A 14,652-nucleotide genomic window follows, 5' to 3' on the forward strand; every position below is an offset into this window, starting at 1 on the left:
TCATCCGAATGAGGACACTGCTATGCGTTATCAAAAACTGGGAAATACCGGCCTGTTTGTCTCTGAGCTGTGCCTTGGCACCATGACCTTCGGCGGCGAAGAGGGGATGTGGGGGAAAATCGGCCAGCTTCGCCAGGCGGAAGCCGAACAGCTGGTGGGCAGCGCGCTGGATGCGGGCATCAACTTCATCGATACCGCCAACGTTTATTCAGAAGGACGCTCGGAGGAGATAACCGGCCAGGCGTTAAAGAATCTGAAGATACCGCGTGAAAACGTGGTGGTGGCGACCAAAGTGTTCGGCGAAACCGGCACCGCTGGGGTGAACTCGCGCGGCAGCTCCCGCTACCACATTATGGGCAGCGTGAAAGAGAGCCTGCGCCGCCTGCAGCTCGATCATATCGATCTCTACCAATTACACGGTTTCGATCCGGCGACGCCTATCGAAGAGACGCTGTCGGCGCTGGACACTCTGGTGCAGCAGGGGCACGTGCGCTACATCGGCGTTTCTAACTGGGCGGCCTGGCAAATCGCCAAAGCGCTGGGCATCGCGGAACGCCTTGGGCTCTCGCGCTTTGCTTCTCTTCAGGCTTACTACACGATTGCCGGGCGTGACCTGGAGCGCGAACTGGTGCCGATGATGCAAAGCGAAGGTCTCGGCCTGATGGTCTGGAGCCCGCTGGCGGGCGGACTGCTGAGCGGTAAATATCGCCGCGATGGGCAGGCGGAAGCGGGCGGTCGTCGCCTGGAGTTCGACTTCCCGCCGGTGAATAAAGATCGCGCCTTTGACTGCATCGACGTCATGCAGGCGATAGCCGAAGCGAAAGGGGTGTCGGTGGCGCAGATTGCGCTGGCGTGGTTACTGCATCAGCCGGCGGTCACCAGCGTTATTATTGGCGCCAAACGGGCCGAACAGTTGCAGGATAACATTGCCGCCACCGCTATTCGCCTGAGTGAAGATGAGTTACGCCAGCTTGACGCGGTCAGCGCGCTGCCGCGCGAGTATCCGGGTTGGATGCTGGAGCGCCAGGGGGAATATCGCCGTAAGCAGCTTGACGCGCAGTAACGCCGTTTTTTCCGTGCTTATAAAGATCGCCGCTTGCGGCGATCTTTTTTGTGTGTATGGCTCACAGAAAACGATCCTGCTTTTGCTTCGGCGGCGGTTTTTTTGTATATGACTAGTCATAACATTTAAATGACTAGTCATATACAGAGGCGAACCATGAAAGACAAACTACCGGCCAATTTTTTATGGGGTAATTCGGTCTCCAGCATGCAGACCGAAGGGGCGTGGAATGAGGGGGGGAAGGGGATGTCGGTATACGATATCCGTGAACCGTCGGAGTTCGCCTCGGACTGGAAGGTAGCGACCGACTCCTACCATCGCTTCCGCGAAGATTTTGATTTAATGCAGGATCTGGGCATGAACTGCTATCGCTTCCAGATAGCCTGGAGCCGCGTCTGCCCGCAGGGAGATGGCGAGTTCAATGAAGAGGGGATTGCGTTCTACCATCAGTTTATTGATGAGCTCATTGCCCGCGGTATTGAACCAATGATCTGCCTCTATCACTTCGATATGCCCTTGTCGCTGGCGGAGCGCTACAACGGTTTTACCGACCGCCGGGTAATGGACGCCTTTATCCGCTATGGCCAGAAGATGATCGACTGCTACGGCGATAAGGTGAAGTACTGGCTGACCTTCAACGAACAGAATCTTTACCATTCGCCGGAGGCTTTTCTTATCACCGGTTATCTGCGTGGCGATAAAACGCTGCGCGAGCTTTACCAAATTCAGCACCACGTGATGATGGCGCACGTTCATCTCACCGACTATCTGCATCAGGCCAAACCACAGTGTCTAATGGGCGGAATGCTGGCCCATGCGCTGGTCTATCCGGCAACCTGTAAGCCGCGCGATATTCTGTGCGCCCAGCAACTGGACGAGTTTTTAAACCAGAACCTGCTGCGCGCGTACGCGGGCGAGGGCTATAGTCCGGAGGTGATGCATTTTGTCGCCCGTGAAGGTTTTGATGATATCTATCGCCCTGAAGATATCGCGCTGATGGCGAGGGTGAAGGTCGACTATCTGGCATTCAGCTACTACGCCAGCCGCACGCTCAATAGCGACGCGATTCCGCCAGGTACGGCGGTGAACAACTATATGTTGTTCGGTAATCAGGACAATCCATACCTGAAAGCGACGGAATGGAACTGGCAGATCGATCCGCTGGGATTCCGCACGATCATTACCCGCTATTACAACGACTGGCGGCTGCCGGTCTTCCCGATTGAAAACGGTATCGGGGTAATTGAATCCTGGGATGGCGAAAATCCGGTCGCTGATGATTATCGTATTGCCTATCACCGCGATCACATTGACGCCATGAAAGCGGCAATGTTTGAAGACGGGGCGCAGGTGATAGGCTATCTCGGCTGGGGATTAATCGATATCCTTAGCTCGCAGGGCGACATGCGTAAACGCTACGGCGTGGTGTACGTCAATCGTGAAAACCACGATCTTAAGGATCTGAAGCGGGTGCCGAAGAAAAGCTACGCGTGGCTGAAGCGGGTGATTCACAGTAATGGCGAAGAGATGTAACGGCACGCGGGCGGTGTATGCCGCCCGCCAGCCCTTCACAAAATAGTAAAGGATCGGAGAATGACGGCGAAGTATCTTAATATCGCGCGGGAAATAAAAAAGCGGATCATCAGCCAGCAGTATCCTGCCAGCGCGCCGTTACCCGACCAGTTTGCGCTGGCGGCAGAGTTCAATACCAGCCGGATGACCATCCAGCAGGCAATGCGTCAGCTGATTGTCGAGGGTCTTATCTACACCCGCAAAGGTCAGGGTACCTTTGTGCGGAAAAATTTCCTCCAGCTATCGCAGTGGGAACTGCCCGGCAGCGACTATTTCGGCGCCACCAAAACCTGGGAGCATCTTGGCGAAGTACAAAGCGTAGTCGTGCGCTTTGAGCTGCGTTTTCCCAGCGAGAAGGAGCAGAGTTCGCTGCTGATCGACGCCGATGCGCCGGTGTATGACTTCGTCCGCCTGCGGTTGCTTAACGGCGAGCCGGTTTCGCTGGATTTAACGGTGATGCCAGTAGCGCTGGTGCCGGGACTCAATAAAAGCCATCTGCAGAGTTCGGTGTTTCGTTATGTGCAGGAGACGCTGGGGCTGAAGCTGATGGGGTCATATCGGGTGGTGCGGGCGATGAAGCCGGATGAGCTGGATAAATTACATCTTAACTGCGAGCCGACCGACCCGGTGCTGGAGGTTGAGCAGGTGATTTATCTGGAAGACGGTACGCCGCTGGAGTACGCGCACTGCCGCTACCGCTACGATCATGGCGGGGTCATTCTGGTCAATAACGGCTAGCCGGAAGATTTACCCTGCTGGCGCTGCGCTTAGCAGATGCAGATAAAAAAACGGCGGGCACCAGGCCCGCCGTTTTCATGTGGTTGCTGAACTTAGTTCAGGCGCACCGGCATCCCTGAACGGTTCTGGATCGCCTGATCCATTACGCTCTGGTCAACGTCAGGCTGGCTGGTCACCGACTGCACGGCCTGAGTCAGGCTGATAGGCACGATTTCGCCGCCTTTGAACTGCGCTTCGGTGGTCGACAGCGGGTTATGTACTTCGACGTAGCGGCTGCCATCCGGTTCGGTGGTGGCTTTCACCGGCTCATCGATAAACTGCACGCGGGTGCCGACCGGCACGTTCTCAAACAGGAATTTGATGTCTTCGTTACGCAGACGCACGCAGCCATGGCTCACGCGCAGGCCGATACCAAAGTTGGCGTTGGTACCGTGGATGGCGTACAGACGACCGATATACAGCGCGTACAGGCCCATCGGGTTATCCGGGCCTGCTGGCACGACTGCCGGCAGCGGGTTACCTTCCGCGGCGTATTCGGCGTGCATTTTCGCCGTCGGGGTCCAGGTCGGGCCCGCTTTCTTACGCTCAACTTTGGTCGTCCAGTTGATCGGCGTATCTTTACCCAACTGGCCGATACCGATCGGCAGTACGATGACGGTATTAGTGCCTTTCGGGTAGTAGTACAGACGCATCTCGGCGCTGTTGATAACGATGCCTTCATGCACGGTGTCCGGCAGAATCAGCTGTTGCGGAATATTCAGCACGGTACCGCCTTTCGGCAGGTAGGTATCCACGCCCGGGTTCGCTTCCAGCATGTTGGACAGACCCATCTGATATTTGGCAGCGAAATATTCCAACGGCTGTTTATTATCGTCTGGAATAGTAATGACCTGGTTCTGGCCAATCAGACGACTGCCGTCGGTCGGCAGAGGATAGGTAACAGCTGAAGCTGTGTTGCAAAAGCCCACGATGGCGAAGGCTGCCGCTAAGAGTGTCGATAATTTCATATTCTTCATGTCGTGCGCGGTGTCAACGCCACACGGGCCTTGTTAGATATTCAGATAGTAGATGGGAGCGCATTATATGTGCTTTCCGATAAACAGGTAAATCAGATGTGTACGAAATCACAATTTTTTCCTGTTGCTACTAGTGTAGTGCGCAACGCGCCGCTTTCACGGCGAATCGTCTGGTTATCGAAACGTGGATTAATCTTCCAGCAGCCGCGACTGTAACGCTTCGCGCGCCTGCGGCGTCAGGCGATATTCCTGTTCCAGCCAGCGGTCGACATGACCGTAACGCTGTTCAATGCTGGACAACGCGGTCGCCAGATACGACTCCTGGACGGTCATGATGGCGGCGAGATTTTTACGCCCATTATCGTTAAGGCCTTCGCCGAAGGTATCGAGCAGGAATCCTTCGACCTGCGCCAGCATCCCCTGGGTCAGCAGATACTCTTCCATGACCGTATTGCTATCGCAGCCAAGCGCGAACAGCGTCAGGGCGCAGCCGACGCCGGTACGGTCTTTACCAACCGCGCAGTGCTGCAGCAGAGCGCCGTCGAAAGGTTCCATCAACCACTGAGTCAACTGGCGATAGGCGGCGTTATCAAACGGCAACTGGCGGTAGAGCTGTAGCATAAACTGCTCGCCGTCCATGGTGTTGAGGGTCGCGGCGTTAAACTCGGTGACTTTCGCATTGACGCTGCTGGAAAGCGGATTAGCCGGAGCGTTGAGGTAGAAGGCTTCGCTATTTAGCCGGTCAGGGCTGCGATTGACCTCCGTCGGATCGCGATAATCCAGCACCCGGCTCAGCGGAATGGCGCTGAGATGATTGAGATCCTCCGGCGTCATGTTGTGCAGCGAGCCTGAGCGCAGCAGTTTGCCAGAACGTACGCGCCGGCCATCGGCCGCGCGTTGACCGCCGAGGTCGCGAAAGTTAATGCCGCCTTGAAGCGAGATAAATGCAGGATGGCTGGTGCGGGTGGTCATAAATTCCCTCTGAATTGCGGATAATTATTATGTCTTAGCAATCGGTCATTTTGCGGTAAAACCCTGACCATAGCATAGTTATTGGCGGGCTTTTTACCGTAGCCCGTGAAAAGTGAACCATTTGCTGGCATAATGTCTGGTTCATCACATCCCTAATTCTCTATTTTCAGGATATCCTCGTGCTAGTATCCAGCAACGTCACCATGCAGTTTGGCAGTAAGCCGCTGTTTGAAAACATCTCCGTCAAATTTGGCGGCGGCAACCGCTACGGCCTGATTGGCGCCAACGGCAGCGGCAAATCCACGTTTATGAAGATCCTCGGCGGCGATCTTGAGCCGACGCTGGGCAACGTTTCGCTCGACCCGAACGAGCGTATCGGTAAGCTGCGCCAGGATCAGTTCGCCTTCGAAGAGTTCACCGTGCTGGATACGGTTATCATGGGCCACGGCGAGCTGTGGGAAGTGAAGCAAGAGCGCGATCGCATCTACGCGCTGCCGGAAATGAGCGAGGAAGACGGCTATAAAGTGGCCGACCTGGAAGTAAAATACGGCGAGATGGACGGTTACTCCGCCGAAGCGCGCGCCGGCGAACTGCTGCTCGGCGTCGGTATTCCCGTGGAGCAACATTACGGCCCGATGAGCGAAGTCGCGCCGGGCTGGAAACTGCGTGTCCTGCTGGCGCAGGCGCTGTTCTCCAATCCGGATATCCTGCTGCTCGATGAACCGACGAACAACCTCGACATCGACACCATTCGCTGGCTGGAGCAGGTGCTGAACGAACGTGACAGCACCATGATTATCATTTCGCACGACCGTCACTTCCTGAACATGGTCTGCACTCATATGGCGGATCTCGATTACGGCGAACTGCGCGTATATCCGGGTAACTATGACGAGTATATGACCGCGGCGACCCAGGCGCGTGAGCGTCTGCTGGCCGATAACGCCAAGAAGAAAGCGCAAATTGCCGACCTGCAGGCCTTTGTTAGCCGTTTTAGCGCCAACGCTTCAAAATCGCGTCAGGCGACTTCCCGTGCCCGTCAGATTGATAAAATTAAGCTGGATGAAGTGAAAGCCTCCAGCCGTCAGAACCCGTTTATTCGCTTCGAGCAGGATAAGAAACTGTTCCGTAACGCGCTGGAAGTGGAAGCGCTGGCGAAAGGCTTTGATAACGGCCCGCTGTTCAAAGGGGTTAATCTGCTGCTGGAAGTTGGCGAAAAGCTGGCGGTACTGGGGACCAACGGCGTCGGGAAATCAACGATGCTGAAAACGCTGGTCGGCGAACTGGAAGCGGATAACGGTACCGTCAAGTGGTCGGAAAACGCCCGTATCGGCTACTACGCTCAGGATCATGCCGAAGATTTCGAGAACGACCTGACGGTCTTTGACTGGATGAGCCAGTGGAAACAGGAAGGCGATGACGAGCAGGCGGTACGCAGTATCCTCGGTCGTCTGTTGTTTAGCCAGGACGATATTAAAAAGCCGGCGAAAGTCCTCTCCGGCGGCGAGAAAGGACGCATGCTGTTCGGTAAGCTGATGATGCAGAAACCGAACATCCTGGTGATGGATGAACCGACTAACCACCTGGATATGGAATCGATCGAATCGCTGAACATGGCGCTGGAGATGTATCAGGGCACCCTGATTTTCGTTTCTCACGACCGTGAGTTCGTGAGTTCGCTGGCGACTCGCGTACTGGAGATCACCCCAGAACGCGTCATCGATTTCAGCGGCAACTACGAAGATTACCTGCGCAGTAAAGGTATCGAGTAATCCCTCTCCGTTACCCGGGTGGCGGCTACGCCTTACCCGGGCTACCAAACAGCATAGTGCTGTAGCCCCGGTAAGCGGTAGCGCCACCGGGGATTTCGAGACCACCAATACCGGCGGTTTCAGCGGGACTTGGTCAGAGTCTCCACTCGGTCCCTTCGACGCCATTCACCAGCAGTTGGCGTTTTTCTCCCGCTGGTAATAAGAGCTTCAGCGCTTTCCACGCCGGGCGATAGTTGCCGCGAGCGTTAATATTCAGGTTTACACTAGTGGCGCTGCAGGTCATTTCCCACTCTAGCCATAGCGCATCCCCTTCTTTATAGCCCCAGCTTTCGCCGTCGTCTTCAAACAGCAGACCGCGGGTTGAGCCGGTACCTTTCAGCGGGAACAACTGCAGTTCGCGACGATCGTCTTTTTGCGCATCGACGTGGTTGATACGTTCACTGAGCGGCAGACCGGCGCCGGCGCGGACCAGCAGCGGCAGTTTTTCCAGCGGCGCGTCCAGCGTCACCCACTGACCACCGGCGAACCACTGGTGGCTGTAAAAATCGTACCAGCCGTCCTGATTATCGGGCAGCCACAGCTGGCGCTGACGGGCGCCGGGCTCGACTACGCTTGCCACCAGCAGATCGCGCCCCAGCATGAAGTCATCACACTCGGCGAAGGTCTGGGTATCGTGCTGGTGATCGAGGAAGGTCGGGCGCAACATGGGTTCGTCATCGGCATGCGCCTGCCATAACAGGGTGTACAAATAGGGCAGCAGACGGTAGCGCAGCTCGATGGCAGAGCGGATCGCCGGGGTGATTTCCGGGTACATCCAGGGTTCATTGACCGTCTGGTCGTCATTCCACGAGTGAATGGTAAAGCGCGGATGCATCACGCCGTTTTGCACCCAGCGAACGAACAGTTCTGGCTCGGGTTTATCGCCGGAGAATCCGCCGACGTCATGGCCGACGTTAAACAGCCCGGAAAGACTCATCCCTAATCCCATACGGGTGTTATAGCGCAGCGTATCCCAGTTGGTGCGGTTGTCGCCGCTCCAGGTCTGTACGTAGCGCTGCATCCCGGCACAGCCGGAGCGGGAGATCAGATACGGGCGCTTTTGCGGCGCAAAACGCTGCTGCGCTTCCAGCGAGGCGCGCATCATTAATAGCGGCATCACCGGGCGAATATGCTTAATGGCGATTTCGCGGCCAAAGCCGTAGCAACGCGCTTCGCCGTCCCATACCTCATACTCGTTATTATCATTCCAGGTCGAATCGATACCCATCTCCAGTAGCTGGGTGGTTACGCCTTCTTGCCACCAGGTCACGGTGTGCGGGTTGGTGAAGTCGAGATGCGAACCTTCATCGTCCCAGAAGCTGGAACGTTCGGGAGCATCGGTTTGCGAATCGCGAATAAAGAGGCCGCGTTCCGCCACTTCGCCATAGCGCGGGTGATCCTGCAGCAGGCACGGTTTGATATTGGCAGCCAGTTTCAGCCCGGCATCGTGGAACGACTGGCTCATCACTTTTGGCTGCGGCACCTTGTCGTAGTTCCAGTTAAAGACGTAGCGTTTGCCGTTGATTGAGGTATAGCCGGAAGAGAGCTGGAACGAATCACAGGGGATCGCATGCTGCTCGCACAGGCGGATAAAGTTCATCAGCTGATTTTGCGCATCCGGCGCGTCGGTATAGTGCATCGTCGAGCCGCTATAGCCGAGGCTCCATTTCGGCCCAAACAGCGTTTTACCGGTCAGACGGACGAACGCCTTGGTCACATCCAGCACCTGCTTACCGGTAAACAGGTAATAATCGATGTCGCCGGCTTCCGCCTGCCAGCGGCGATAGGCGGTGTGGTAGTTGTCGATTTCATTACCTAGATCCAGCCAGCAGCTACTCAGGTTGTCATAGAACAGGCCGTAGCTGATATCGCTGCGCTGCGTGATGGTAAACGGAATATGTTTATACAGCGGGTCTGTGCTGACGGCGTTGTAGCCCATGGCATCGAGGTTACGCATTTCGTAGCGCTTACCGTTACGCTGCAGGTCGCCGGCCTTTTCACCCAGACCATAGAAACGCTCATCTTTACGACGGCTGAGATAATGGGCGACGCCATCCCCGTGGGCATTTGCCAGATAGGCGCTGGTTGGGCGGTCATTGGCAAGCGTCTGCCACTCGCCGGCGTCGTCGCGATAGCTCCACTCCAGCCAAAGCGGCTGGTGGACGGTGACGCGCAGCTGGCGGGTGGCGATGGTCAGCGCGTCATCTTCTTTGGTCATCTGCCAGGCCGGGAGGCTAAAACCGCTGAGGTCATCCCGCGCGCGGCCTTCCCACGGCACATCCTGCTGCGGGGCGATACTCCAGGTGCGATCCAGCGCCAGTTGGCCCTGGCGCTTCAGCAGGACGCGGAATAAATTCTCTTCCAGCACGTACAGACACAAAGTGTGCTGACCATCAACGGTCAATTCAACGTGATGCTCCAGCTGTTGGTGCAAACTCCAGTGTTTCAACGTCTTCATATTTTACATCCACTCTCAGGCGCGCTTGGCGCGACGTTCAGCAATAAATACCACCAGGAAAACGGCGCCAATCAGGTCAAAGAACCCCATGGCGATAAACAGCGGGTTGAAGCCGATTTTGTCGGCGGTCACCCCGATTAATAATGAGAACAGGAAGCTGGCGATCCATGCCGCGGAACCGCGCATACCGTTGACCGTCGCCATTTGTCCCTTGTCGAAAGACTCCACCACCAGCGCGCTGAGCATGCAGGAGATGATCTGGTGGCCGAAACCGCCAATGGAGATCAGGATGATGGTGATATAGGGATCGCGGGTAATAGCGACCAGCGCCAGCGAGATCATCAGAAACGCGCCGGTAACGGAACTGGCGATGACCGAGTTGACTCGCGTACAGCCGAACCAACGGACGTACAGGCGGGTGAGGTAGCCGCTGACCACGCTGCCAAGGTCGGCGGCGAGGAACGGCAGCCAGGCGAACATCGCTATCTGTTTAAGATCCATACCGTGCTCTTTCGCCAGGTACAGCGGCACCCAGAAGCTCAGCACCGCCCAGGCGGGCTCGGCCATAAAAGCGGGGATGGCGATACCGTAGAAACGTTTATTCTTCGAGACGGTTTTTAGCGCGGTAAAAAAGGGCAGCTTCACCGGCGGCGCTTCGTTATCCTGCTTGATGTACTCCAGCTCGCCTTGGCTGAGATTCGGGTGTTTTTCCGGGCTCTGGTAGAACACCCACCACAGCACGACCCATAGCAGCGCCAGCACGCCGGTAAACATAAACGCGCCCTGCCAGCCGAAGGAGGCGTGGGCGAAGTAGATGATAGGCGGCGCCAGCATCGCGCCGATAGAAAAGCCGACGCCAGCCCAGCCGGCGGCAATCGGCCGTTCGGATTTCGGGAACCACTCGCCGATGGTTTTAGCGTTAGCCGGGGTGGCGGCCGCCTCCGCGCCACCCATAAAGAAGCGCAAAATAGCCAGATGCAGCCAACTGCCGGCGCCGGCGTGCGCGATACAGGCTACCGCCCACAGCGTGGCGCAAACCATAAAGCCTAGCTTGAGCCCGATGACGTCGATAAGCCAGCCGCACAGCGGTTGGAAGATGGTATAAGCCAGCTGAAATGCGCCGACGATCCACGAATATTGCTCGGTGGTAATACCGAGTGTGGCTTTCAGTTCCGGGGCGATAATCCCCAGCGAGTTACGTGTGATGTAGTTGACGGTGACGCCAAGTAAAAACAGTACCAGCACCCACCAGCGCAGGTTTTTCACTACCCGGCGCGTTTTGCTGACTGCCATATCATTGTTGAGGCCTTGACTCATAGAACTCTCCACAAGACGTTGTAGGGGGAAGTGACGATCCAGGCGTTGGGTCGTCACGTAATAGTTCTAACCATTTGAATTATTTGTTTTTATTTCAATATCTATTGGTATAACTAGTATGGAAGATATTGGACCAATTCAAAATAAGGGAGAAAGTCGGCAGGCAGTAGCGCTATTTATGCAAAATTTTTCATGAGATGACGTAGTTCTCATAATTTGGCGGAGTATTTGCTTGTTGTTCAGGGTTTGGCGACTATGAAAATTCTTTCATTTTTGAATTGGAGCTGGATCACAGAATGGATAAAAAGCTGCGAGTCGCGGAAATTGCCGCCCGCACCGGGCTGTCGGCCAGTACGGTTTCGCGTGTGTTAGCCGGAAAAGCGAATACCAGCGAAAAGGCCCGTCAGGCGGTATTGGCCTGCGCCCGTGAACTTGGGGTGATGCAGGGATTGGCCGCCGGGCGGCTACTGCTCAACAACCTGCTGATTTTTGCGCCACAGCGGGCCTTCGACGAACGTTCAGATATTTTCTACTACCGCGTCATCCAGAGTATTAATAACGCGCTGGCGCCGCATGAAGTACGTCTGCGCTATTGCGCGCTGGAAGAAAACGACAGCGACGCCAATCTGTTTCTGGCCCGCATGAACGAGACCGACACCCAGGCGGCGGTATTGCTGGGTATTGACGATCGGCATATCCACGCGCTGGCGGCGGATCTTGGCAAACCTTGCGTATTAATTAACTGCCGGGATGAAGGGATGCGGCTTCCTTCTATTGCGCCTGACCATCGGCTGATTGGCCAGTGCGCCGCTCGTTATCTGTTTGATATGGGCCATCAGGCGGTAATGAACGTGATGTGCTTGCGCCGCTATACCATGGAGCTACGGCTGGTGGGTATCAAGGAGGCGTGGCGCGCGCGCAACCTGCGATTTACCGGTAGCCGTGACCTGATTAGCGTCGCTAATTTTAGCGCCAGAGAAACGGAAGAGCAGGTCGGTGCCTGGCTCGATGCTTTACAGGGGCGCCCGATGCCGACGGCATTCCTGGTGGGCGGCGATTTTATGGCCGCCGGTACCGTCAGCGCGCTGCAAAAACAAGGCCTGCGGGTGCCGCAGGATGTCTCGGTGATGAGTATCGACGGTTTTAATCTGGCGGCGATTCAGGACGTGCCGCTGACGGCGATTCATGTGCCGCGGGATGAGCTCGGCAGCGAGGCGGTGCATCTTCTCCAGCAGCGTCTGCTGCGCCCGGAAGCGCCGCACGGTTCGCTACTACTGCACGGCGCCCTGGTGGTACGCGATTCGGTGCGGCGGATCCGGCCAGGCAAGAGCCATACCGCCGTAGAACAGCAAGGTCTGTATGATGATTAGATCTTCATGCCCAATGCGCGTTTGCCGTGCTCGTTAAGATCGGCAACGGTGAAGCGCGCCTGCCAGTCGCATTCATAATCCTCGCGCGGGAAATCCCCGGGAGAAGCGCCTTTTTCCAGCGCGATTTTTACCTTCTGCGCGTAGGCGAGATTCTTCTCGCACATCGGCGCGGCCGGGATGTACATGACGTTGCCCCAGCCCTGTTGATTTTCCACCGGCGCGACCGAGTGAATGACATCGCAGTGCCACCAGACGGAATCACCGGCGTTCAGCGCTGGAATCGAGCTTAACGCTTTGATAAGCAATGGATGCCATTGCTCAGAGATCGGCAGTACCTTGCCCGGCGCGACGCCGCACAGTTCATCTTCCGGCACATCATCCAGCAGCGGACGCAGCAGAACGTAAGCCATCGCCTCCGGGATCGGCACCACGTGCAGCAGCCCTTGACCGGGGATCATGTCCGACAGCGCCGTCCAGCCCTGGAAAGTGCGGAAGACCGAACATTTGGTGGTGTTATCGACGGTGTACTCTTCCACTTCGGTACGGTGCGCCGCGTCCCACGGATCGTAGGCGTCGATATTGCCATTAAAGACGTTGGCGAAAACCTGCTGATAGGCGGGAAGCAACCAGCGCTCCAGCGCCCCGGAATCGGTATGCGCGCCCAGCCCCTTTGACGTGGTTCCCGGCGGGCGGCGGCGGATGCGGTCAGGGTAAATCACGCTGACATCCGGATCGAACCAGCGTTTGCCATCCTGTTCAAAGCGCCACAGTCGGTTAAGGAAGGATTGTACCGCCGCCATTTCATCGCTTTGGCGCGCCTGCATTTGCGAGGGCGACCAGTAGATCGGATAGATCTCCGGGCGCGAAGCCTCCAGCGAGCCGAAGAAGCTGTCGCCGGGCCCTTTGTAAACGTCGTCGAAATGGTTCAGATCCAGGTATTCCAGCATCGCGTTATCCCAGGCCAGCGCCTGTTCGCGCGGGTAGTGGCCTTTGATAACCGCGCAACCGCGGCGCTTAATCGCCTCACGCTGCGCCTCGCTCACTTTACCCTGGGCGATATCGCTAAACGGGATTACCGGCCAAACTTCCTGACCTGCGGCTTTCAGGGCATTAATCTCGTCCAGGCGCTCGCTGATGCGCGCCGAGAGTCTATCGAATACCGCCTGGACATCGCCGATTTGCGCCCGTAGCGCCTGTTTCATCTGGCGAATCGCCGCTTTGTGGTCGGCAGGTAATGTTTCGTGGGTAGGGAGAGCAGCCATAATCACCTCGCTGTATCTTTCATTCGAAAGTAATAAATCTTACAAACGTTAATTTAAGTTAAATTAGAGTTAATGCAAGTTTAAAATCATGCAGCGGCGCACAAAATGGAAAAGCCGGGGCTTGATGCCCCGGTACAGGATCAGTCGTTGAAAGGAGAGGTCTTATCAAGAACGGCCTGAATCACCTTCAATGCGCCGTCGTGGTTATTGTCATCGGTGGTGAAACCGGCGATGGCTTTGATGCTGTCGGCAGCGTTGGCCATAGCAAAAGCATATTTCACCAGTTTTAACATTTCGGCGTCATTGCCGCTGTCGCCAATTGCTACGCACTGCTGCGGCGAAAGGTTCCAGCGTTTGAGCAGGCGGCTGATGCCGTTGGCTTTATGCAGGCCGGGGATAATCAAATCGACAAAGCCAAAGCCGCTGGTGACCGGCTTCATGATCCCGTCGAGCGAGACGTGCAGTTTATCGATAAGCTGTGGGATATCGCTATCCGGCAGGTTGAGGGAGAATTTGAATAGCGTATCGTCGATGCGATGGTAATCGCTTACCCGCTGCAGACGATGGTAGTGCTTCGACATCAGCTCAACAAAGGCATCGGGCGCTTTATCGCTAACGTATGCGCTTTGCAGGCCGCAGGCGACGAAGTTGAGCTGCGGATCTTTCAGCAGTTCGCCAATCACTACCTGCGACTCGTGACGGGTCAATTCACCGTGGAACAACTGTTTGCCATGCTCGTAAACCAGAGCGCCGTTTTCTGCGACGAATGAAATCTGCTCGCGGATTTCCGGGAAAAATGAGATCAGCTGATAGTACTGGTTGCCGCTGGCGACAACAAATTCAATACCTTGCTGTTTAAGCTGCGCAAACTGCGCGAGGAAACGCGGGCGGTCATACTGCTTGGCGTCATTGAGAAAAGTTCCGTCCATATCGGTGACGATAACTTTAACGGTCATAAGAGGTGCTCCTGGCTTAACTTCGACCAGTAACATTCTAATTACAATGTGATGGGGAGCACAAATTTATTTCGAATGAAAGTTTATCCCATTATCAACGGGTACAGAAGATGTCAC

11 protein-coding genes are annotated in these 14,652 nt (G+C 56.1%); 5 read left to right on the plus strand and 6 right to left on the minus strand.

Annotation, left to right across the window (positions count from 1 at the left end; genetic code table 11):
• Positions 1 to 22: 22 nt before the first annotated feature.
• The 3 genes from PGR79_RS11295 (at position 23) to PGR79_RS11305 (ending at position 3,373) form a co-directional block, all read left to right on the plus strand.
• Entirely contained in the window at positions 23 to 1,063 is a 1,041-nt protein-coding gene (locus tag PGR79_RS11295) for an aldo/keto reductase (protein ID WP_113373914.1), read from the plus strand.
• A gap of 156 nt (positions 1,064 to 1,219) precedes the next feature.
• Complete coding sequence (locus PGR79_RS11300) at positions 1,220 to 2,596, plus strand: glycoside hydrolase family 1 protein (RefSeq protein WP_113373915.1); 1,377 nt, start codon at positions 1,220 to 1,222, stop codon at positions 2,594 to 2,596.
• Positions 2,597 to 2,656: 60 nt separating this feature from the next.
• Positions 2,657 to 3,373, plus strand: a complete 717-nt coding sequence (locus PGR79_RS11305) for a GntR family transcriptional regulator (RefSeq protein WP_087860015.1) — start codon at positions 2,657 to 2,659, stop codon at positions 3,371 to 3,373.
• Positions 3,374 to 3,465: 92 nt separating this feature from the next.
• Here the strand turns inward: PGR79_RS11305 and ldtB are convergent, their stop codons facing one another.
• Together ldtB and PGR79_RS11315 are read right to left on the minus strand one after the other, a co-directional pair.
• Positions 3,466 to 4,380, minus strand: coding sequence for a L,D-transpeptidase (gene ldtB, locus PGR79_RS11310; RefSeq protein ID WP_015367569.1), 915 nt, complete (start codon positions 4,378 to 4,380; stop codon positions 3,466 to 3,468).
• Between the two features lie 198 nt (positions 4,381 to 4,578).
• Positions 4,579 to 5,361 (minus strand): tyrosine-protein phosphatase, encoded by a 783-nt coding sequence (locus PGR79_RS11315; RefSeq protein WP_047049100.1) that lies wholly within the window; start codon positions 5,359 to 5,361, stop codon positions 4,579 to 4,581.
• A 179-nt stretch (positions 5,362 to 5,540) separates the two neighbouring features.
• Here PGR79_RS11315 and PGR79_RS11320 point away from each other — a divergent pair, with 179 nt between their 5' ends.
• Entirely contained in the window at positions 5,541 to 7,133 is a 1,593-nt protein-coding gene (locus PGR79_RS11320; protein WP_015367567.1) for an ABC-F family ATPase, read from the plus strand.
• A gap of 133 nt (positions 7,134 to 7,266) precedes the next feature.
• On the opposite strand, the gene PGR79_RS11325 is transcribed toward PGR79_RS11320, so the two are convergent.
• Together PGR79_RS11325 and PGR79_RS11330 are read right to left on the minus strand one after the other, a co-directional pair.
• Positions 7,267 to 9,630 (minus strand): TIM-barrel domain-containing protein, encoded by a 2,364-nt coding sequence (locus PGR79_RS11325; protein WP_430917220.1) that lies wholly within the window; start codon positions 9,628 to 9,630, stop codon positions 7,267 to 7,269.
• A gap of 15 nt (positions 9,631 to 9,645) precedes the next feature.
• Positions 9,646 to 10,947, minus strand: a complete 1,302-nt coding sequence (locus PGR79_RS11330) for an MFS transporter (RefSeq protein WP_087860013.1) — start codon at positions 10,945 to 10,947, stop codon at positions 9,646 to 9,648.
• Positions 10,948 to 11,243: 296 nt separating this feature from the next.
• On the opposite strand from PGR79_RS11330, the gene PGR79_RS11335 reads away from it, so the two are divergent.
• Positions 11,244 to 12,317 (plus strand): LacI family DNA-binding transcriptional regulator, encoded by a 1,074-nt coding sequence (locus tag PGR79_RS11335; RefSeq protein WP_430921681.1) that lies wholly within the window; start codon positions 11,244 to 11,246, stop codon positions 12,315 to 12,317.
• Here the strand turns inward: PGR79_RS11335 and PGR79_RS11340 are convergent.
• Together PGR79_RS11340 and PGR79_RS11345 are read right to left on the minus strand one after the other, a co-directional pair.
• Positions 12,314 to 13,579 (minus strand): DUF1479 domain-containing protein, encoded by a 1,266-nt coding sequence (locus tag PGR79_RS11340; protein ID WP_430921683.1) that lies wholly within the window; start codon positions 13,577 to 13,579, stop codon positions 12,314 to 12,316. The two genes, PGR79_RS11335 and PGR79_RS11340, sit on opposite strands and share 4 nt — an antisense overlap.
• A 140-nt stretch (positions 13,580 to 13,719) precedes the next feature.
• Entirely contained in the window at positions 13,720 to 14,535 is an 816-nt protein-coding gene (locus PGR79_RS11345) for a Cof-type HAD-IIB family hydrolase (protein WP_045395017.1), read from the minus strand.
• Positions 14,536 to 14,652: the final 117 nt, after the last annotated feature.

It is taken from the genome of Klebsiella sp. 141161 (assembly GCF_050600815.1).
Classification (GTDB): domain Bacteria; phylum Pseudomonadota; class Gammaproteobacteria; order Enterobacterales; family Enterobacteriaceae; genus Klebsiella; species Klebsiella aerogenes.

Coding starts and splice junctions, on each gene's coding strand:
- PGR79_RS11315 (WP_047049100.1), bottom strand. CDS start 5,361: ATGACCACCCGCACCAGCCATCCTGCATTTATCTCGCTTCAAGGCGGC.
- PGR79_RS11300 (WP_113373915.1), top strand. CDS start 1,220: ATGAAAGACAAACTACCGGCCAATTTTTTATGGGGTAATTCGGTCTCC.
- PGR79_RS11330 (WP_087860013.1), bottom strand. CDS start 10,947: ATGAGTCAAGGCCTCAACAATGATATGGCAGTCAGCAAAACGCGCCGG.
- PGR79_RS11335 (WP_430921681.1), top strand. CDS start 11,244: ATGGATAAAAAGCTGCGAGTCGCGGAAATTGCCGCCCGCACCGGGCTG.
- PGR79_RS11340 (WP_430921683.1), bottom strand. CDS start 13,579: ATGGCTGCTCTCCCTACCCACGAAACATTACCTGCCGACCACAAAGCG.
- ldtB (WP_015367569.1), bottom strand. CDS start 4,380: ATGAAATTATCGACACTCTTAGCGGCAGCCTTCGCCATCGTGGGCTTT.
- PGR79_RS11325 (WP_430917220.1), bottom strand. CDS start 9,630: ATGAAGACGTTGAAACACTGGAGTTTGCACCAACAGCTGGAGCATCAC.
- PGR79_RS11295 (WP_113373914.1), top strand. CDS start 23: ATGCGTTATCAAAAACTGGGAAATACCGGCCTGTTTGTCTCTGAGCTG.
- PGR79_RS11305 (WP_087860015.1), top strand. CDS start 2,657: ATGACGGCGAAGTATCTTAATATCGCGCGGGAAATAAAAAAGCGGATC.
- PGR79_RS11345 (WP_045395017.1), bottom strand. CDS start 14,535: ATGACCGTTAAAGTTATCGTCACCGATATGGACGGAACTTTTCTCAAT.